Origin of the sequence: uncultured Campylobacter sp., assembly GCF_905372745.1 — a bacterium.
Lineage (GTDB): Bacteria > Campylobacterota > Campylobacteria > Campylobacterales > Campylobacteraceae > Campylobacter_A.
In genome coordinates, this window is sequence record NZ_CAJPQR010000005.1 from 46860 (window position 1) to 63737 (window position 16878).

Annotated in this window: 30 protein-coding genes; all 30 read left to right on the forward strand. The window is 43.4% G+C overall.

Annotated elements, in window-relative coordinates; all coding sequences use genetic code 11:
* Positions 1-307: 307 nt before the first annotated feature.
* Positions 308-619 carry a 30S ribosomal protein S10 gene (gene rpsJ / locus QZ157_RS02390; protein WP_295141309.1) on the forward strand — a complete coding sequence of 104 codons (312 nt, stop codon included), beginning with the start codon at positions 308-310 and terminating at the stop codon, positions 617-619.
* 14 nt (positions 620-633) lie between these two features.
* Entirely contained in the window at positions 634-1212 is a 579-nt protein-coding gene (rplC, locus tag QZ157_RS02395; protein WP_002947120.1) for a 50S ribosomal protein L3, read from the forward strand.
* The gene (gene rplD / locus QZ157_RS02400; RefSeq protein ID WP_295141315.1) at positions 1209-1823 is read left to right on the forward strand and encodes a 50S ribosomal protein L4; all 615 of its coding nucleotides are present in this window, start codon (positions 1209-1211) and stop codon (positions 1821-1823) included. The genes rplC and rplD overlap by 4 nt, the downstream gene beginning before the upstream one ends.
* Position 1824: 1 nt before the next feature.
* Complete coding sequence (locus QZ157_RS02405) at positions 1825-2106, forward strand: 50S ribosomal protein L23 (RefSeq protein ID WP_002947118.1); 282 nt, start codon at positions 1825-1827, stop codon at positions 2104-2106.
* A gap of 1 nt (position 2107) precedes the next feature.
* Entirely contained in the window at positions 2108-2938 is an 831-nt protein-coding gene (gene rplB, locus QZ157_RS02410; RefSeq protein ID WP_185898319.1) for a 50S ribosomal protein L2, read from the forward strand.
* 2 nt (positions 2939-2940) lie between these two features.
* Entirely contained in the window at positions 2941-3222 is a 282-nt protein-coding gene (gene rpsS, locus QZ157_RS02415; protein WP_002947116.1) for a 30S ribosomal protein S19, read from the forward strand.
* Positions 3223-3231: 9 nt separating this feature from the next.
* Positions 3232-3564 carry a 50S ribosomal protein L22 gene (gene rplV / locus QZ157_RS02420; RefSeq protein WP_295141323.1) on the forward strand — a complete coding sequence of 111 codons (333 nt, stop codon included), beginning with the start codon at positions 3232-3234 and terminating at the stop codon, positions 3562-3564.
* 1 nt (position 3565) lies between these two features.
* Complete coding sequence (gene rpsC / locus QZ157_RS02425) at positions 3566-4267, forward strand: 30S ribosomal protein S3 (RefSeq protein WP_295141326.1); 702 nt, start codon at positions 3566-3568, stop codon at positions 4265-4267.
* A gap of 2 nt (positions 4268-4269) precedes the next feature.
* Positions 4270-4695: a 50S ribosomal protein L16 gene (gene rplP / locus QZ157_RS02430; protein WP_002947109.1), complete on the forward strand. Its 426-nt coding sequence runs from the start codon at positions 4270-4272 to the stop codon at positions 4693-4695.
* Entirely contained in the window at positions 4682-4867 is a 186-nt protein-coding gene (gene rpmC, locus QZ157_RS02435) for a 50S ribosomal protein L29 (RefSeq protein WP_002953667.1), read from the forward strand. The genes rplP and rpmC overlap by 14 nt, the downstream gene beginning before the upstream one ends.
* A 10-nt stretch (positions 4868-4877) precedes the next feature.
* Positions 4878-5129, forward strand: a complete 252-nt coding sequence (rpsQ, locus tag QZ157_RS02440; protein ID WP_009494830.1) for a 30S ribosomal protein S17 — start codon at positions 4878-4880, stop codon at positions 5127-5129.
* A complete protein-coding gene (gene rplN, locus QZ157_RS02445) occupies positions 5129-5497 on the forward strand; it encodes a 50S ribosomal protein L14 (protein ID WP_002947105.1) in 369 nt (122 codons plus the stop codon). The genes rpsQ and rplN overlap by 1 nt, the downstream gene beginning before the upstream one ends.
* A complete protein-coding gene (gene rplX / locus QZ157_RS02450) occupies positions 5497-5733 on the forward strand; it encodes a 50S ribosomal protein L24 (protein WP_002943173.1) in 237 nt (78 codons plus the stop codon). The genes rplN and rplX overlap by 1 nt, the downstream gene beginning before the upstream one ends.
* Positions 5734-5735: 2 nt before the next feature.
* Positions 5736-6281 (forward strand): 50S ribosomal protein L5, encoded by a 546-nt coding sequence (gene rplE, locus QZ157_RS02455; protein WP_002947103.1) that lies wholly within the window; start codon positions 5736-5738, stop codon positions 6279-6281.
* Position 6282: 1 nt separating this feature from the next.
* Positions 6283-6468 carry a type Z 30S ribosomal protein S14 gene (locus QZ157_RS02460; protein WP_002941532.1) on the forward strand — a complete coding sequence of 62 codons (186 nt, stop codon included), beginning with the start codon at positions 6283-6285 and terminating at the stop codon, positions 6466-6468.
* 9 nt (positions 6469-6477) lie between these two features.
* On the forward strand, positions 6478-6873 hold the full coding sequence (gene rpsH, locus QZ157_RS02465) for a 30S ribosomal protein S8 (protein WP_002943159.1): 396 nt from the start codon (positions 6478-6480) through the stop codon (positions 6871-6873).
* 630 nt (positions 6874-7503) lie between these two features.
* A complete protein-coding gene (rplF, locus tag QZ157_RS02470) occupies positions 7504-8040 on the forward strand; it encodes a 50S ribosomal protein L6 (protein ID WP_002943347.1) in 537 nt (178 codons plus the stop codon).
* A 10-nt stretch (positions 8041-8050) separates the two neighbouring features.
* Positions 8051-8407 carry a 50S ribosomal protein L18 gene (gene rplR / locus QZ157_RS02475; RefSeq protein ID WP_295141345.1) on the forward strand — a complete coding sequence of 119 codons (357 nt, stop codon included), beginning with the start codon at positions 8051-8053 and terminating at the stop codon, positions 8405-8407.
* A gap of 11 nt (positions 8408-8418) precedes the next feature.
* Entirely contained in the window at positions 8419-8862 is a 444-nt protein-coding gene (gene rpsE / locus QZ157_RS02480) for a 30S ribosomal protein S5 (RefSeq protein WP_002943402.1), read from the forward strand.
* A gap of 9 nt (positions 8863-8871) precedes the next feature.
* Positions 8872-9273 carry a 50S ribosomal protein L15 gene (gene rplO / locus QZ157_RS02485; RefSeq protein ID WP_122862337.1) on the forward strand — a complete coding sequence of 134 codons (402 nt, stop codon included), beginning with the start codon at positions 8872-8874 and terminating at the stop codon, positions 9271-9273.
* Positions 9273-10535, forward strand: coding sequence for a preprotein translocase subunit SecY (gene secY, locus QZ157_RS02490; protein WP_295141350.1), 1263 nt, complete (start codon positions 9273-9275; stop codon positions 10533-10535). Before rplO ends, secY begins: the two co-directional genes overlap by 1 nt.
* On the forward strand, positions 10535-11293 hold the full coding sequence (gene map, locus QZ157_RS02495; RefSeq protein ID WP_295141353.1) for a type I methionyl aminopeptidase: 759 nt from the start codon (positions 10535-10537) through the stop codon (positions 11291-11293). The genes secY and map overlap by 1 nt, the downstream gene beginning before the upstream one ends.
* Before the next feature lie 125 nt (positions 11294-11418).
* On the forward strand, positions 11419-11637 hold the full coding sequence (infA, locus tag QZ157_RS02500) for a translation initiation factor IF-1 (protein WP_002943098.1): 219 nt from the start codon (positions 11419-11421) through the stop codon (positions 11635-11637).
* A 157-nt stretch (positions 11638-11794) separates the two neighbouring features.
* Positions 11795-11908 (forward strand): 50S ribosomal protein L36, encoded by a 114-nt coding sequence (gene rpmJ / locus QZ157_RS02505; RefSeq protein ID WP_002947091.1) that lies wholly within the window; start codon positions 11795-11797, stop codon positions 11906-11908.
* A gap of 3 nt (positions 11909-11911) precedes the next feature.
* On the forward strand, positions 11912-12280 hold the full coding sequence (gene rpsM / locus QZ157_RS02510) for a 30S ribosomal protein S13 (RefSeq protein ID WP_002953676.1): 369 nt from the start codon (positions 11912-11914) through the stop codon (positions 12278-12280).
* A gap of 9 nt (positions 12281-12289) precedes the next feature.
* Positions 12290-12682, forward strand: coding sequence for a 30S ribosomal protein S11 (rpsK, locus tag QZ157_RS02515; protein WP_002947090.1), 393 nt, complete (start codon positions 12290-12292; stop codon positions 12680-12682).
* Positions 12683-12704: 22 nt separating this feature from the next.
* Positions 12705-13331: a 30S ribosomal protein S4 gene (gene rpsD, locus QZ157_RS02520; RefSeq protein WP_002943554.1), complete on the forward strand. Its 627-nt coding sequence runs from the start codon at positions 12705-12707 to the stop codon at positions 13329-13331.
* 14 nt (positions 13332-13345) lie between these two features.
* On the forward strand, positions 13346-14359 hold the full coding sequence (locus QZ157_RS02525) for a DNA-directed RNA polymerase subunit alpha (protein ID WP_295141359.1): 1014 nt from the start codon (positions 13346-13348) through the stop codon (positions 14357-14359).
* Positions 14360-14370: 11 nt separating this feature from the next.
* Positions 14371-14727, forward strand: coding sequence for a 50S ribosomal protein L17 (gene rplQ, locus QZ157_RS02530; protein WP_295141362.1), 357 nt, complete (start codon positions 14371-14373; stop codon positions 14725-14727).
* 1114 nt (positions 14728-15841) lie between these two features.
* Positions 15842-16807, forward strand: a complete 966-nt coding sequence (gene hisIE, locus QZ157_RS02535) for a bifunctional phosphoribosyl-AMP cyclohydrolase/phosphoribosyl-ATP diphosphatase HisIE (RefSeq protein ID WP_295141364.1) — start codon at positions 15842-15844, stop codon at positions 16805-16807.
* The last annotated feature ends 71 nt before the right edge of the window (positions 16808-16878 follow it).

Here is a 16878-nt window from a genome sequence, read left to right on the forward strand (position 1 = left end):
AATTACTCAAATTTAAAAGAAAATGCGTTAAATTTGAATGATAAAAATGCGGGCAAATTTTATCCGAACCAAATTTGCGCCCAAATAAACCCGTTCAAATTTATCCCAAATCAAATTTAAATATTTTGCTTCAAATTTTCAGCCAAATTTGCAAAAACTTCCTTATAAAAAGGAAATAAATCTATTAAATTTTACTAAATTCGCTCAAAATATTGACTTTAAAAAGCCATTTGGATAAAATCCGAGTCTCTTACACAAGTAAGAAGTGTCGTATGTTTGCGACAAGTTCTATTCAAAGGAAAGAAAAATGGAAAGAATCAGGCTTAAGCTTAAAGCTTATGACCATAGAGTTCTCGACCGCACAGTTGCAGCCATAGTAGAAGCTGTCAAACGAACGGGCGCCGACGTCAGAGGTCCGGTGCCGATGCCTACGAAGATCAAACGCTACACGGTCTTAAAATCACCACACATCAACAAAGACTCACGCGAGCAGTTTGAAATGAGAATTCACACTAGAATGCTAGATATCGTAGCGGCTACGCCCGATACCGTCGACTCGCTAACAAAGCTTGACTTAGCCCCTGAGGTTAACGTTGAAGTCCGCGCGATGGGCAAATAAAGGCGAGGTGAAAGATGGAATATATCGTAGAAAAAATAGGCATGAGCAGAACGGTAAACAACCCAAGCATTCCCGTTACGCTTCTAAAGGTCGTAAACGCTAAAGTTTGCGAAGTGAGCGAATGCGGCTGCGCTATAGTAGCTTATGCTAAAGGTAAAGCAAAAAATAAAGCCATAGAGGGTCAGCAAAAAAAATATAGCCTAACGGCGGAATTTAATAAATTCGCAACTCTACAAGTCGCCAATAAAGAGGCGGGCGATCTTGATATTAGTCCGCTTAGCTCGGCTAAAATTTTAAAAGTTAGCTTCAGCTCAAAAGGTAAAGGCTATCAAGGCGTCGTAAAAAGACACGGGTTTGCGGGCGGTCCAAAAAGCCACGGTTCTCGCTTCCACAAAAGACACGGCTCTATCGGTAACCGCGAGTGGCCGGGACGCGTTCAGCCTGGTATGAAAATGGCCGGACACACCGGAAACGAAAAAGTTACCGTTAAAAACGAGATCGTAAGCTTTGACGCCGAAAACGGAATTTTGGTTTTAAAAGGCAGCGTCGCTGGCTATAACGGCGCAATGGGCAGAATAAGGATAGTAAAATGAGTAAAGTTTGCGTATTAAACGAAAAATTTGAAAAAGCTAGCGAGCTTGATCTACCGGCTAATTACGCTGAGATTAACCCGCACAACCTATATCTTTACGTTAAGTCTTATTTGTCCGGTATGCGTTCAAATTCGGCTCACACCAAAACCAGAGCTTTCGTAAGCGGCGGCGGTAAAAAACCGTGGAGACAAAAAGGTCGCGGCGGCGCTAGAGCGGGCTCAACCAGAACTAACGTCTGGGTAGGCGGCGCAGTGGCGTTTGGTCCGAGCAACGAGCGAAACTATTTCCAAAAGATCAACAAAAAGCAAAAAAGATTGGCGCTTGAGTTCGCGCTAAACGAAAAAGCTAACGCGGGTAAAATTTTCGCGGTAGATAGCATAGAGATCGCAAGCGGCAAGACTAAAGACGCGGCTAAAATAATCAGCGCGTTAAATTTGAGAGACGCTTTGGTCGTGAAAGATCTGCTTGACGACAACACGCTATTGGCGTTTAGAAATTTATCAAACTGCTATCTAATCGATGCGAGCGAGATAAACGCTTACTTAGTGGCGACTTACGGTGCCGTCGTTATCGAGAAGGCCGCACTTGAATCTATAATAAAAGAGGGCTGAAATGGCAGATATAACTGATATCAAAACGATTTTATATACGGAAAAAACTCTCGGTCTTCAAGAACAAGGCGTGGTCGTCATACAAACTTCGCCTAAGATGACTAAAAATAGGCTGAAAGAAATTTTGAAAGAGTATTTTGGAGTAACGCCGCTTCGCGTAAATTCGCTTAGAATCGACGGAAAAGTTAAGCGTTTCAAAGGAAGAGAAGGACAACGAAGCGAGATAAAGAAATTTTACGTTCAGTTGCCTGAAGGCTCAAGCCTAGAAAACACGGAGGCGTAAGATGGCGATAAAAACCTATAAACCTTATACACCTAGCCGCAGATTTATGACGGGCTTATCAAGCGAGGACATCACTGCTAAACCTAGCGTGAGAAGCTTGCTTGTAAAGATCCCTGTAAGCGGCGGTAGAAATAATAACGGAAGAATAACTTCTAGACATAAAGAAGGCGGAGCGAAGAAACTTTATAGAATCATAGACTTTAAACGTCGCAAATTCGGTATCGAAGGCAAGGTCGAAGCTATTGAGTACGATCCAAACAGAAACTGCCGCATCGCGCTTATCGCTTATAAAGACGGCGAAAAACGCTACATCATCAGACCAAACGGACTAAATGTTGGTGATGTAGTAGCAGCGGCCGAGGCAGGTCTAGACATAAAACCTGGCAACGCGATGAAACTAAGAAACATCCCGGTTGGTACTATCGTACACAACGTGGAGCTAAAACCGGGCAAGGGCGCCCAGATGGCTCGTTCAGCCGGCGGCTATGCTCAGCTAATGGGTAAAGAGGAAAAATACGTAATGCTTCGCTTGCCAAGCGGCGAGATGAGACAAGTGCTTGCAGAGTGCATGGCTAGTATTGGCGTAGTAGGTAACGAAGATTGGGCGAACGTAACTATCGGTAAAGCCGGACGTAATCGCCACAGAGGTATCCGTCCTCAAACTCGCGGTTCAGCGATGAACCCAGTAGACCACCCGCACGGCGGTGGTGAGGGCAAGAAAAACTCAGGCCGTCATCCTGTTACTCCATGGGGTAAACCGACCAAAGGTGCTAAGACTCGCCGCAAAAAGGCTAGCGATAAGCTTATAATTTCAAGAAGGAAAGGTAAATAGAGATGGCAAGATCACTCAAAAAAGGACCTTTTGTCGATGAGCATGTAATGAAAAAAGTCGTTGCCGCTAAAAAAGCTAATGACAACAAGCCGATAAAAACATGGTCTAGACGCAGCACGATAGTGCCTGAAATGATAGGCCTAACGTTTAACGTTCATAACGGCAAGAGCTTCATTCCAGTATACGTTACGGAAAACCACATCGGATATAAACTAGGCGAATTTGCTCCTACGCGCACATTTAAGGGTCACAAAGGCTCAGTGCAAAAGAAAATCGGTAAGTAAGGGGATAAGATGAGCAAAACAATTATTAAATTCGTAAGACTATCTCCGACTAAAGCCAGACTAATCGCAAGAGAAGTACAAGGCATGAACGCAGAATTTGCGTTAGCCAGCCTTAGCTTTATGCCAAACCGCGGCGCCAAATTTATCGCTACGGCTATCAGCTCTGCGGTAGCCAATGGCGGATTCGAGCCTGAAGAGGTTGTCGTAACAAGCTGCCGTGTGGATGCGGGCCCAGTATTAAAAAGATTTAGACCGCGAGCGAGAGGAAGCGCAAGCAGAATCCGCAAACCGACTTCTCATATCTTAGTAGAAGTATCTAAACCTGAAAAGAAGGAAGCGTAATATGGGTCAGAAAGTAAATCCGATAGGTCTAAGACTAGGAATAAACCGCAACTGGGAGTCAAGATGGTTTCCTGCTAAAGGAACTTTGGCTGAAAATATCGGCGAAGACTACAAAATTCGCGCTTTCTTGAAAAAGAAACTTTACTACGCGGGCGTTTCTCAAATTTTGATCGAGAGAACCGCTAAGAAAATTCGCGTAACCGTCGTAGCAGCTCGCCCCGGTATTATTATCGGCAAAAAGGGCTCTGACGTAGAGAAGCTTAAAGAGGATATCCAAAAGCTGATCAACAAAGAAGTAAACGTAAATATCAAAGAAGAAAGAAAAGCTCAAGCTTCGGCTCAGCTAGCTGCGGAAAACGTAGCAATGCAGCTTGAAAAACGCGTTGCGTTTAGACGCGCGATGAAAAAAGTTATCCAAGGCGCTCAAAAATCAGGCGCTAAAGGTATCAAAATTTCAGTTGCAGGACGTCTTGGCGGCGCTGAGATCGCTAGAACCGAGTGGTACTTAGAGGGTCGCGTTCCGCTTCACACTCTAAGAGCTAAGATCGATTACGGCGTTGCCGAAGCGCATACGACCTATGGAAACATAGGTATAAAAGTGTGGATATTTAAAGGCGAGGTTCTTCAAAAAGGTGTTCAATCTGAAAAGAACGAAGAAGAAAAAGCCGATAAAAAACCGCGCAGAGCAAGAAGAGGTAAATAATCATGTTGATGCCAAAACGAACTAAATTTCGCAAACAGATGAAAGGCAGAAACCGCGGTAAAGCTACTCGCGGCGCTGATCTTGCTATGGGCGAGATCGGAATAAAAGCCGTAGAAGCGGGCCGCGTAAATTCGCGCCAGATCGAAGCGGCTCGTGTGGCTCTAACCCGCCACGTAAAACGCCAGGCTAAAACTTGGATCAGAGTTTTCCCAGATAAACCGCTAACCAAAAAACCTCTACAAACTCGTATGGGTAAAGGTAAAGCCGGAGTCGAAGAGTGGGTTATGAACATAAAACCGGGTCGTATAATAGTCGAAATGGCGGGCGTAGATGAGGAACTAGCGCGCGAAGCTCTAACTCTAGCGATCCACAAACTTCCGTTTAAGACTAAAATCGTAACGCGAGAGAGTGAAAATGAAATATACTGATATTAAAGACAAAAGCGTTGCAGAACTTAACGCGTTATTGAAAGAGAAAAAGGTGCTTTTATTTACGTTAAGACAAAAGCTAAAAACTATGCAGCTAAGCAACCCTAACGAGATTAGCGCCGTCCGCAAGGAAATAGCGCAAATCAACACTGCAATTAGCGCTTCAAAGTAAGGGGTGAGAAATGGCATTAAAAAGAGAAATTCAAGGTGTCGTTTTACAAAAGGCCGGCGATAAGACGGCTACGATTTTGGTTGAGAGACGCGTTATGCACCCAAGATACCACAAATTCGTAAAACGCTTTAAAAAATATATGATTCACGACGAAAAGAACGAAACAAAAGCGGGCGATACGGTCGTAGCTATCGAATGCAGACCGCTAAGCGCGAGAAAATCTTTCCGCTTAAAGACTATTTTAGCGACGGGGGTTGAGTAATGATACAATCTTTTACGAGGCTTACGGTCGCCGATAATAGCGGTGCGAAAGAGCTAATGTGCATTAAAGTTTTGGGCGGCAGCAAGAGAAGATACGCGACGCTTGGCGACGTTATCATCTGCTCGGTCAAAAAGGCGCTTCCAAACGGTAAGATCAAAAAAGGTCAAGTGGTAAAAGCAGTCGTCGTTAGAACTAAAAAAGAGGTTCAAAGAGATAACGGCTCGCTAATCCGCTTCGACGAAAACGCAGCCGTCATCTTGGATAACAAACGCGAGCCTATCGGTACTCGTATCTTTGGACCGGTCGGCCGTGAGGTTAGATACGCTAACTTTATGAAAATCGTTTCGCTTGCTCCGGAGGTGTTATAATGGCTAACGTTAAATTTAAAGTAAAAAAAGGCGATACCGTTAAGATCATCGCAGGCGACGACAAAGGTAAAACAGGTAAAATTTTATCCGTCCTAGCCAAAAAAGGACAAGTCATCGTCGAGGGTTGCAAGGTAGCTAAAAAAGCTATAAAACCTAGCGAAAAGACCCCAAACGGCGGCTTTATCAATAAAGAGATGCCTATTGATATCTCAAACGTTGCAAAAGTTGAGGGCTGAAAATGAATAGATTAAAAGCTAAATATAACGAGGTCGTAAAGCCTGCTTTGGCTAAAGAATTCGACATCAAAAATCCTATGCTAATCCCTGCGATCGAAAAGATCGTGATAAGCGTAGGCGCTGGCGAATCTGCTAAAGATCAAAAGCAACTTCAAAACATCGCCGATACTATTTCGCTAATCGCCGGACAAAAAGCCGTTGTTACCGACGCTAAAAAATCGGTTGCGGGCTTTAAAGTGCGCGAGGGATTTCCCGTCGGCGTAAAAGTAACGCTTAGAAAAGAGAATATGTTTGCGTTTTTAGACAAACTAATCTCTATCGCGCTACCGAGAGTTAAGGACTTTAGAGGTCTTCCAAAAGACGGTTTTGACGGACGCGGAAACTACAACTTCGGCCTTAACGAGCAGCTAATGTTCCCAGAGGTCGAGTACGATAAGATTTTACGCACTCACGGTATGAATATAGTTATAGTCACGACGACAAACAGCGACAAAGAGGCATTCAAATTGCTTGAGCTATTTGGTTTGCCGTTTGCGAAAGGAAAGTAATATGGCGAAAAAATCAATGATAGCAAAGGCTGCCAGAAAGCCTAAATTTGCGGTTCGCGGCTATACGAGATGCCAAATTTGCGGACGTCCGCATTCGGTTTATAAAGATTTTGGAATTTGCCGCGTATGCCTAAGAAAAATGGCTAACGAGGGACTAATCCCGGGTCTAAAAAAAGCAAGCTGGTAAGGAAGAGAAATGTTAAACGACTTAATTTCAGACGGACTAACTCGCATTAGAAACGCCGCAATGAGAAGACTTGAAACTACAAAGCTTCTTCATTCAAACGTCGTCGAGGCTACTTTATCTATCCTTGCGGCTAAAGGCTATATCGAGAGCTACAACGTCGTAGAAGAAGATAAAAAGAAATTTATAAACGTAGTTTTGAAATACGACGAGCACGGCAGAAGCGTGATTAATGAGCTTAAGCGCGTATCAAGCCCGGGCCGCCGCGTTTATAAGGGAAAAGACGAGATCAAGAGATTTAAAAACGGCTACGGAACGATCATCGTTAGCACTAGCAAGGGCGTTTTAAGCAACGAAGACGCTCACAAAGCTGGCGTAGGCGGCGAAATCCTCTGCTCTGTGTGGTAATGAACGAAAACGATGTGGTGCATCGTTTTCGCATCATAGAAGTGAAGCTTAAACGATAAGCTTCCCGGATTTCCGGCGGGGGCATCGTTGTTGCATCCTAGAAAATGTAATCTAGTTTGGTAGACTTGTCGTATTTACGACGGGGTAGCGTTTTAGATTACTTTGAAATAAAGTTTGAATTGATGGGCTTGTTTTTGTAGCAAGATGTCAATTCGATATCATTAAAATGTAGTCTAATTCGGTAGCCTTGTCGTGTTTGCGACGAGGCGGCGTTTCGGATTGCGTTGAAATGAAATTTGACTAGGCATCTTTTCGTAGTTTATAAGATTTACGAACAACTTTCGCCGTCAAATTTATAAAATTTAAAAACGGAAGCTCAAATTTAAAAAGCTTCCCGAATTTAGCTCGGCTTGCAAATTTGCCCGAATTTGCCAAAGCTAAATTTAAAAACGACGATGTCAAATTTGACGTTAAATTTTGGAAAGTAACTCCAAAAAACAAGTCAAATTTGACGAGAAAATTAAAGTGTTTGAAGCGGTTTTTATCGCTTCGATTCATTTCTATTTTTATGGTATTGCGGTATCCATTCGTAAAAGTAGACATACCCTAGACAAGTAAAAAAGGAAAAAAATGTCACGTATAGGAAAACAGCCGATAGCTATTCCAAGCGGAGTAGAAGTCAGCGTAGAAGGCAACGTCCTTAAATTTAAAAAAGGCGCTCATTTAAAAGAGCTTGACACAAAGGGGCACGTAGACGTTAAAGTCGAGGATGCTCACATAGTATTTTCTCCAAAGAGCGACGAGAGACAAGATAGAGCCTACTGGGGCACTTATAGAGCGCTTGCAAACAATATCGTCATCGGCATCACAAAAGGTTTTGTTCGCCAGCTTGAGATAAACGGCGTCGGTTACAAAGCCGCTGCTAAAGGCCAAGTACTTGAGCTTACTTTAGGATTTTCTCACCCGATAAATCACGAAGTGCCAAAAGGCGTCGAAATCAGCGTAGAGAAAAACATCATAACTATCAAAGGCGACGATAAGCAAGTGGTCGGTCAGATCGCGGCTCAAGTCAGGGCGTATAGACCGCCTGAACCGTATAAGGGCAAAGGCGTTAAATACGTAGAAGAGCGCATCATCCGCAAAGCCGGCAAGACATCTAAGAAGTAAGGGATAGATAATGACAGCAAATGTATTAAAAAGAAAACTCGCTCTTAGAATCAAGAGAAAAAGAAGAATCAGAGCCAAAATTTCTGGCACTGCGGTATTGCCTAGAATTTCTATCTTCAAGTCAAACAGAACTCTTTACGTCCAAGCTATCGACGACGTAGCAGCCGTAACTCTAGCGGCGGCAGACGGCAGAAAACTAGGCGTAAAAGCAAACAAAGAGGGCGCCGTAACTTTGGCTAAAGAATTTGCAAAAACTCTAAAAGCTAAAAAAATAGAAACGGCATTATTCGACAGAAACGGCTATTTGTATCACGGTGTTATAGCGGCTTTTGCGGACGCATTACGTGAAAACGGTATCAAACTATAAGGAAAATCGCTATGGAAAAATATAACAGAGAAGAATTCGAAGAAGTAATGGTTGATATCGGCCGCGTTACAAAGGTCGTAAAAGGCGGTCGTAGATTTAGATTTACGGCTCTTGTCGTAGTAGGAAACAGAAACGGTCTAGTGGGCTTTGGCTTCGGTAAAGCAAAAGAGGTGCCGGACGCTATGAGAAAAGCCGTCGACGACGCGTTTAAAAACATCATCGAGGTAAAAAGAAAAGGCTCGACTATACCTCACGACGTAGAGGTTAAATTTAACGCTAGCCGCGTTTTGCTTCGCCCTGCTAGCGAAGGTACAGGCGTGATCGCGGGCGGTAGCGCCCGTCCTATTTTAGAGCTTGCGGGCATCAAGGACATCCTAACAAAATCGCTTGGCTCAAACAACTCGGCAAACGTCGTTCGCGCTACTTTAAAAGCGCTAAGCATGCTTAAAGGCTAAGGAGAAGATATGGGACTAGAAAATTTAAAACCTGCCGAGGGCTCGACTAGGCAAACCAAAAGACTAGGTCGCGGTCAAGGTAGCGGTCAAGGTAAAACCGCGGGCAAAGGACACAAAGGTCAAAGAGCTAGAAAAGGCTACAACGAGAAAAGAGGCTTCGAGGGCGGTCAGCAACCGCTTCAAAGACGCCTTCCAAAGGTAGGCTTCACTTCTAAATTTGAAAAACCTTACGTAATCAACGTAGAAAAAATCGTTGCGGTAAAAGAGCTAAGCGAGATCACTATCGCTACTATCGCTACCGTACATAAAATTTCAAGCAGCGTCAAGAAAATCAAATTGATCGGAGTGAGCGCGAAAGATTTGGCTTCGAAAATCAAAGACGAGAACGTAACCGTTAGCGGACGTGCGTAATGAATAAGACATTGACCAACAAGATTTTAATCACGTTGGCATTTTTATTTGCTTACAGGATACTGGCATACGTGCCGGTTCCTGGCGTAAACGTCAATGTTATTAAAGAGTTTTTCGATTCGAATTCCTCAAATGCGCTTGGACTATTTAATATGTTCAGCGGTAAGGCGGCAGAGCGCCTTAGCATCATCTCTCTAGGCATTATGCCATACATCACGGCATCTATCATTATGGAGCTTTTAGCGGCTACCTTTCCAAATTTAGGCAAGATGAAAAAAGATCGCGACGGCATGCAAAAATATATGCAGATCATCCGCTATGCTACTATTGTTATTACCCTTGTTCAAGCAGTGGGCGTCAGTATGGGGCTTCAGAGTCTTCACGGCAGAGGCGGAGAGGACGCGATAATGATAGATATGAATTTATTTATCGCCATCGCAGCGGCTTCGATGCTAACGGGAACTATGCTTTTGATGTGGATAGGCGAGCAGATCACTCAGCGCGGTATCGGCAACGGTATCAGCCTTATCATCTTCGCAGGTATCGTTAGCGGCATACCTTCAGCCATCGGCGGAACGGTAAATTTGGTAAATACGGGTGAGATGAACTTCCTCGTGGTTATCGGAATTTTGCTTGTTATCTTGGTTACGGTAGGCATAGTTATCTATGTCGAGATGGGCGAGAGACGCGTGCCGGTGAGCTATTCGCGTAAGGTAGTGATGGAAAATCAAAACAAACGCATCATGAACTATATACCTATCAAGGTAAATTTAAGCGGCGTTATTCCTCCGATTTTCGCCAGTGCGATTTTGATGTTCCCAAGCACCATTTTGCAGGCCAGTACAAATCCTTACATCCAAGCTATTCACGATTTTTTAAATCCAAATAGCTATTTTTTCAACTTTTTAACGTTCTTGCTGGTTGTATTTTTTGCATATTTTTACGCTTCGATAGCGTTTAACGCAAAAGATATCAGCGAAAATTTAAAAAGACAGGGCGGATTTATCCCGGGTATTAGACCGGGCGAGGGTACGGCCGGATATCTAAACGAAGTCGCATCGAGGCTAACTTTTAGCGGAGCGATCTATCTCGGACTTATCTCGACGCTGCCTTGGGTGCTTGTTAAATTTATGGGCGTTCCGTTTTATTTCGGCGGTACGTCGGTACTGATCGTAGTTTCTGTCGCGCTTGATACGATGCGAAGGATAGAAGCTCAAATTTATATGAATAAATATCAAACTCTAAGTGCGGTAGGTTTGTAATGGCTATAACCATCATGCAGCCAAACGACATAGAGAAGATGCGAGCGGCGAATAAAATCGTCGCTCAAACCCTCGATTACGTAGAAAGCGTGATCAAGCCCGACATCTCACTGCTCGAAATAGATAAAATTTGCGACGATATGATAAGGGCTGCGGGCGCAAAGCCGGCATTTAAGGGGCTTTACGGCTTTCCAAACGCCGCTTGTATCAGCGTAAACGAAGTAGTCATCCACGGCATCCCGAACGAATACAAACTGCAAGAAGGCGACATCGTAAGCGTCGATATCGGCTCAAATTTGAACGGGTATTTCGGCGACTCGGCTAGGACTTGGGGCGTGGGTCAAATTTCGCGCGAGGACGAAAAGCTGATCGCTTGCGCCAAAGACGCGCTATATTTTGCGATAGATACCGTAAAAGCGGGAATGCACTTTAAAGAGCTTAGTTTTGAAATCGAGAAATTTATAAGAGCTCGCGGATTCGTTCCTTTAACTGGATTTTGCGGTCACGGCATCGGTAGACGCCCGCACGAAGATCCACAAATTTTAAATTATTTAGAGGGCGGCAGTCCAAAATCGGGACCAAAAATCAAAAACGGAATGGTATTTTGCGTGGAGCCGATGATCTGTCAAAAAGACGGCACTCCAGTGATCGGTCACGACAAATGGAAAGTAACCAGCAAAGACGGGCTAAGAACCAGCCACTACGAGCACTGTATGGCAGTCGTAAACGGACGCGCAGAAATCTTAAGTCTGGCGTAAAATTTTAAAATTTACAAATCGTTCGCGCGACTTGTAAATTTTAAAATTTTAATTTGTGGTGAGTTAAAATTTTAATTTCGAACTTCCGCCCAGCGGCGAAAGTAAATTTAACAAAAAGGAGTTAAGTGGCAAAAGACGACGTCATAGAGATTGACGGCAACGTCATCGAGGCGCTGCCAAACGCGACGTTTAAGGTCGAGCTCGACAACAAACACGTGATTTTGTGTCATATTGCGGGCAAGATGAGGATGCATTATATAAAAATAATGCCTGGAGACCGCGTAAAGGTGGAACTAACGCCTTACAGTCTGGATAAGGGTAGGATAATTTACCGACATAAGTAAGTTAAAAGCTAAATTTGGCTATACTCAGCCCCTTGCGACAAATTGCTGTATGAAGAATTGTTTTCAAAGCCCACCACTTGTTTTGAAAATAGTTGGTTTAAAATTTCGTTAAACCTGATGCAGCCTAAAAGTGGAATTAAATTTTTAGGAGACTAGAATGAAAGTTCGTCCTTCTGTAAAGAAGATGTGTGACAAGTGCAAAATTGTCAAGCGCCAAGGCGTAGTTCGCATAATCTGCGAAAATCCAAAACATAAACAAAGACAAGGATAAAGCATGGCACGTATCGCAGGTGTGGATTTACCAAAGAAAAAAAGAATCGAATACGGTTTGACCTATATTTACGGTATCGGTCTTCACAAATCTCGTCAAATTTTGGATGCTACCAAAATTTCTTACGATAAAAGAGTAAACGATCTAACCGAAGACGAGGCTGCGGCTATCCGCAAAGAGATCCAAGAGCATCATGTAGTGGAAGGCGACCTTAGAAAAAGCGTCGCTATGGACATCAAGGCTCTTATGGACTTAGGAAGCTACCGCGGTCTAAGACACAGAAAAGGTCTTCCGGTGCGCGGTCAAAAGACTAAAACAAACGCTAGAACTAGAAAAGGCAAGCGCAAAACAGTCGGCGCTGCGACTAAATAAGGATAAGCGATGGCAAAAAGAAAAGTAGTTAAAAAGAAAATTGTAAGAAAAAGTATTGCTAAGGGCATCGTTTATATAAGCGCGACTTTTAACAACACTATGGTAACGGTTACCGATGAGATGGGAAATGCTATCGCTTGGAGCAGTGCTGGCGGACTGGGCTTTAAAGGAAGTAAAAAATCAACTCCTTACGCAGCCCAACAAGCAGTCGAAGACGCTCTAACTAAAGCAAAAGAGCACGGTATAAAAGAAGTAGGTATCAAAGTACAAGGTCCTGGCAGCGGCAGAGAGACCGCAGTCAAGAGCGTAGGCGCGGTAGAGGGTATAAAAGTAACGTTTTTAAAAGATATAACTCCGCTTCCGCATAATGGTTGCAGACCGCCGAAACGCCGCCGCGTATAATTAGAAATTTAGGAGAATTATTATGGCTAGATATAGAGGACCCGTTGAAAAATTAGAAAGAAGACTCGGCGTTAGTTTGGCGCTAAAAGGCGAGCGTCGCTTGGCAGGTAAGAGCGCGCTTGACAAAAGACCTTACGCTCCGGGACAACACGGACAAAGAAGAAGCAAGATAAGCGAATACGGCTTGCAGCTTCGCGAAAAACAAAAAGCTAAATTTATGTACGGCATTAGCGAAAAGCAATTCCGCCGCTTATTCCAAGAGGCCGCTCGCCGCGAGGGAAATACCGGTGCACTTTTGGTGCAGCTTTTAGAGCAAAGATTAGATAACGTAGTTTACAGAATGGGCTTCGCGACGACTCGCCGCTTCGCTCGTCAGCTAGTTACTCACGGACATATTTTAGTAAATGGCAAGAGAGTAGATATTCCTTCTTACAGAGTCCAAGCAGGCGCTAAAGTAGAGGTTATCGAAAAATCTAAAAACAATCCGCAAATCGTTCGCGCGATCGATCTTACGGCGCAAACCGGCATCGTAGCTTGGGTCGACGTCGAAAAAGATAAAAAATTCGGAATTTTCACAAGAACTCCGGAAAGGGAAGAAGTCGTCATTCCTGTCGAGGAAAGATTCATAGTAGAGCTTTATTCGAAATAATAAGGGGTATAACGATGAGAAAAATTACCACATCAGCTTATATGCCTACCGAAATTTCAGTAGAGAGTATAAGCGAGAATGTCGCCAGAATAACCGCGTATCCGTTTGAGACGGGCTATGCTGTTACTTTGGCTCATCCGCTAAGACGACTTTTGTATAGCAGCACGGTTGGATTTGCGGCTACGGGCGTCAAGATAGAGGGCGTATCTCACGAATTTGATTCGATGAGAGGCATGCTCGAGGACGTAGCGCAGTTTATTATAAATTTAAAAAATATCCGTTTTAAGCTAAAAAACGAGTCTGAGCGTGAGGTGGTCGAGTATTCGTTTAAAGGTCCAAAAGAGATAAAAGCCGGCGATCTAAAAAACGATGTTATAGATGTTGTAAATCCGGACGCCTATCTTGCGACCATAAACGAGGACGCGGAGCTTAAATTTTCCGTAATCATCCAAAAAGGTATCGGATACGTACCGAGTGAAGAGATAAGAGACAATACCGAAGAGGGTTATATAGCTCTTGACGCGTTCTTTACGCCTGTTAAAAAAGCAGTTTACGAGCTAGAAAACGTCCTAGTAGAGGATAACCCAGACTATGAGAAGATTATTTTCACGGTTACGACGGATGGACAGGTGGGGGCGATCGAGGCGTTTAAACACGCGATCGAGGCGATGTATCAGCAGATGTTGGTTTTTAAAGGCGTTTTAAATATCGACGTTTCGTCAGGTCTAAACGCTCAAACTTCAGGCAGCGAGCATGCAAAGCTGCTTCAAAGCGTAGAAGAGCTAAATTTGAGCGCCCGAAGCTTTAACTGCCTTGATAAAGCTGAGATTAGATTTATCGGCGAACTTGCTTTGATGGATGAAAACGAGCTAAAAGAGCTTAAAAATTTAGGTAAAAAATCTCTAGAAGAGATTAAGGCCGTTATGCAAGAGATCGGATATCCGGTCGGCGGCGACCTAGGCGGCGGCAAAGAGCAACTCAAGAAAAAGATCGCCGACCTAAAATCACAAATGAGTGCAAAAGAGTAAAAGGAATATAAATGAGACACGGTCACGGATACAGAAAACTAGGTAGGACGTCGGCTCACCGCTCGGCTCTACTTAAAAACTTAGCTATCGCTATTATAAAAAGCGACAAGATAGAGACGACCCTGCCTAAGGCAAAAGAGTTAAGAAGCTATATCGAAAAGCTAATCACTAGAGCTAGAAAAGGCGACAGTAACGCTCATAGAGCAGTTTTTGCAAGCTTGCAGGATAAAGAAACTACGAATAAGCTAGTAACCGAGCTTGCTCCAAAATTCGTAGGCAAAAACGGCGGATATACGCGCATCGTTAAGACTCGCGTTCGACGAGGCGATGCTGCTGAGATGGCTTATATCGAGCTAATTAAAGAATAATTTTTAGAGAGCTTCGGCTCTCTTTCTCTGCTTTATTCAAGATACAATTATATATAAACGACTTTTCAAAGAGATTAAATTTTAAGGTCTATTCTTTACTTCTTTGAAATCTCTTATTGACTTTTTGAAGCATTTACCTTTATTTTTAAGCATATAGCCGTACCGTCTTATTATCGCATTAGGGTTAACTACGAATTTAATGCAAACAAAGGAAGCGTAAGCTTACAATGACAACTATTATTCCTGCAGATGACAAAGACTATAGTAAATTTTAGAAATGTGCACATAAGCCCTTTCAAATTTTTGTTGAAAAATTTTAAGGAAAATTTTAAAAAATTATCCTTACCAGCAACATATGACAGTATTTGTTTTTCATTGTAGTCGTATTCGACAAACTCGTATTCTGATGAGTTACGGCAAAATTGTGTTATAGCGAGCCATTTGGCCATTTTTTAATTAAATTCAGGTTAATTAATCTTAAGTAGATTTTTAACTACAAATTTCATATTACTACTTTTGATACAATCCATCGATTGTAGCAGTTTTTGATATAAGTTTTTCTGTGTAGTTTTAGTATTGTATCTAAACTTTACTTCGCTTCGTTCGTAGCTGCAAGCAGAGCGCATTCCATTAAATGAAGCAATAAATTTTCTTTTTTTGACCTTCCTGCGATCGTTACGCTTGAGAAGATCTATTTAAATAGATAATTTATATTTAGACCGAATATCGGTATTTTATTTGCCGCTCCTCTACCTCTTTTCTCAAAGAGAGCGCGGGTGCAAGACTTCTTACTCGCTTAGACCTATTTCTATTTCGCTCTACCCGACTGCGTTTGTAGCATTTCAAGACGCAGCTACGAGCGAAGCGAAGTAAAAGTAGCTTTCGCCAATCTCAAAGTAAAGCACCTAGGCGGAACTGGAAATCTCGCCGCTAAATTTACTTTTTTCACGTGCTTTTTAGGATTTGAATTCTATCTGCGGGGATCTTTAAAATTTTGATTAAAAGAATAGTTTGTAGCAGGGCGTCAAAATAAGCTGCAAACAAAGTAAATTTTAAGCCGCTAAAGATAAAATTTACGCATGAGATCGTACTAAAATAAATCAAAAGCGAGCGGATGCATAAAGCGCATAAGGACCGCCGCAATCGAGGGAAAATGAAAATAGACTGGGAAAAAACGGGCGGACTTTTGCCCGTCGTCGTTCAAGAGATCGCAAGCGGCGAGGTTTTGATGCTTGCTTATATGGACGAAGAGGCGCTAAATTTGAGCCTAGAAACGGGCTTTGCGCACTATTTTTCGCGCACGAAAAACCGCATCTGGAAAAAGGGCGAACAAAGCGGCAACGTCCAAAAGATCGAGGACGCCTATCTTGACTGCGACAACGATACGCTGCTAATAAAAGTCGAGCAAAAAGGCGGCGCGGCATGCCACACCGGGGCGAAATCTTGCTTTTTTAGGAAAATCGCGGGCGCAAATTTTAGCGGCGATAGCGAGCAAAATCTAACGGGCGCAGACGGGCGGATTTTGACGGGCGAGTTAAATTTAGCGAACGAAAACAGGCAAAATTTAGCCGCCTTTACGGCGCAAACTAAAAAGCCCGCCTACGGCATCATAGACGAGATCTATCACGTGATCTTGGAGCGCAAACTAAACGCCGATCCGCAGACTTCATACGTGGCAAGCCTGTTTAAAAAGGGCGAAAATGCCGTCTTAAAAAAAGTCGGCGAGGAGGCCGGCGAGCTAATCATGGCGTGCAAAGACGCGAGCGCGGCGAGAAGATTTGAAAATTTAGCCGACAAACATGCGAGCGAAAGCTCAAATCTCAAAAAAGCGCAGCAAATTTTAAGCCGCGACGAGCAAGATTTAAATTCGCAAATTTTAACGCAGAGCGCAAAAGAGCAAGGCGAAAAAGACGAGCTTAAAAAAGCCCTAGAGGGCGTAGTTTACGAGGCGGCGGATTTGTGCTTTCACTCGCTCGTCGCTCTTGCCGCGCACGGCATACACCCAGAGCGCGTTAAAGCCGAGCTTGCGCGCAGGTTTGGGCTTAGCGGTATCGAGGAGAAAAACTCGCGCAAAGATTAGCGCGGCTAAATTTGGCACGCTTTATGCAGGCGGATTTTAAATTTAGCTCGCAGTAAAGCAACGAGATGAAG

Bases quoted from the DNA above. Each gene is read 5' to 3' on its own strand.
- rplE (WP_002947103.1), top strand. From the start codon at position 5,736: ATGAATAGATTAAAAGCTAAATATAACGAGGTCGTAAAGCCTGCTTTG.
- rplO (WP_122862337.1), top strand. From the start codon at position 8,872: ATGGGACTAGAAAATTTAAAACCTGCCGAGGGCTCGACTAGGCAAACC.
- rpsS (WP_002947116.1), top strand. From the start codon at position 2,941: ATGGCAAGATCACTCAAAAAAGGACCTTTTGTCGATGAGCATGTAATG.
- rplF (WP_002943347.1), top strand. From the start codon at position 7,504: ATGTCACGTATAGGAAAACAGCCGATAGCTATTCCAAGCGGAGTAGAA.
- rplQ (WP_295141362.1), top strand. From the start codon at position 14,371: ATGAGACACGGTCACGGATACAGAAAACTAGGTAGGACGTCGGCTCAC.
- hisIE (WP_295141364.1), top strand. From the start codon at position 15,842: ATGCATAAAGCGCATAAGGACCGCCGCAATCGAGGGAAAATGAAAATA.
- rplB (WP_185898319.1), top strand. From the start codon at position 2,108: ATGGCGATAAAAACCTATAAACCTTATACACCTAGCCGCAGATTTATG.
- rpsQ (WP_009494830.1), top strand. From the start codon at position 4,878: ATGGCATTAAAAAGAGAAATTCAAGGTGTCGTTTTACAAAAGGCCGGC.
- QZ157_RS02525 (WP_295141359.1), top strand. From the start codon at position 13,346: ATGAGAAAAATTACCACATCAGCTTATATGCCTACCGAAATTTCAGTA.
- rplD (WP_295141315.1), top strand. From the start codon at position 1,209: ATGAGTAAAGTTTGCGTATTAAACGAAAAATTTGAAAAAGCTAGCGAG.
- QZ157_RS02405 (WP_002947118.1), top strand. From the start codon at position 1,825: ATGGCAGATATAACTGATATCAAAACGATTTTATATACGGAAAAAACT.
- rpsE (WP_002943402.1), top strand. From the start codon at position 8,419: ATGGAAAAATATAACAGAGAAGAATTCGAAGAAGTAATGGTTGATATC.
- rplR (WP_295141345.1), top strand. From the start codon at position 8,051: ATGACAGCAAATGTATTAAAAAGAAAACTCGCTCTTAGAATCAAGAGA.
- rpsC (WP_295141326.1), top strand. From the start codon at position 3,566: ATGGGTCAGAAAGTAAATCCGATAGGTCTAAGACTAGGAATAAACCGC.
- rpsH (WP_002943159.1), top strand. From the start codon at position 6,478: ATGTTAAACGACTTAATTTCAGACGGACTAACTCGCATTAGAAACGCC.
- rpsK (WP_002947090.1), top strand. From the start codon at position 12,290: ATGGCAAAAAGAAAAGTAGTTAAAAAGAAAATTGTAAGAAAAAGTATT.
- rpsM (WP_002953676.1), top strand. From the start codon at position 11,912: ATGGCACGTATCGCAGGTGTGGATTTACCAAAGAAAAAAAGAATCGAA.
- rplC (WP_002947120.1), top strand. From the start codon at position 634: ATGGAATATATCGTAGAAAAAATAGGCATGAGCAGAACGGTAAACAAC.
- rplN (WP_002947105.1), top strand. From the start codon at position 5,129: ATGATACAATCTTTTACGAGGCTTACGGTCGCCGATAATAGCGGTGCG.
- secY (WP_295141350.1), top strand. From the start codon at position 9,273: ATGAATAAGACATTGACCAACAAGATTTTAATCACGTTGGCATTTTTA.
- rplX (WP_002943173.1), top strand. From the start codon at position 5,497: ATGGCTAACGTTAAATTTAAAGTAAAAAAAGGCGATACCGTTAAGATC.
- map (WP_295141353.1), top strand. From the start codon at position 10,535: ATGGCTATAACCATCATGCAGCCAAACGACATAGAGAAGATGCGAGCG.
- rpsD (WP_002943554.1), top strand. From the start codon at position 12,705: ATGGCTAGATATAGAGGACCCGTTGAAAAATTAGAAAGAAGACTCGGC.
- rplV (WP_295141323.1), top strand. From the start codon at position 3,232: ATGAGCAAAACAATTATTAAATTCGTAAGACTATCTCCGACTAAAGCC.
- rplP (WP_002947109.1), top strand. From the start codon at position 4,270: ATGTTGATGCCAAAACGAACTAAATTTCGCAAACAGATGAAAGGCAGA.
- QZ157_RS02460 (WP_002941532.1), top strand. From the start codon at position 6,283: ATGGCGAAAAAATCAATGATAGCAAAGGCTGCCAGAAAGCCTAAATTT.
- rpsJ (WP_295141309.1), top strand. From the start codon at position 308: ATGGAAAGAATCAGGCTTAAGCTTAAAGCTTATGACCATAGAGTTCTC.
- rpmC (WP_002953667.1), top strand. From the start codon at position 4,682: ATGAAATATACTGATATTAAAGACAAAAGCGTTGCAGAACTTAACGCG.
- rpmJ (WP_002947091.1), top strand. From the start codon at position 11,795: ATGAAAGTTCGTCCTTCTGTAAAGAAGATGTGTGACAAGTGCAAAATT.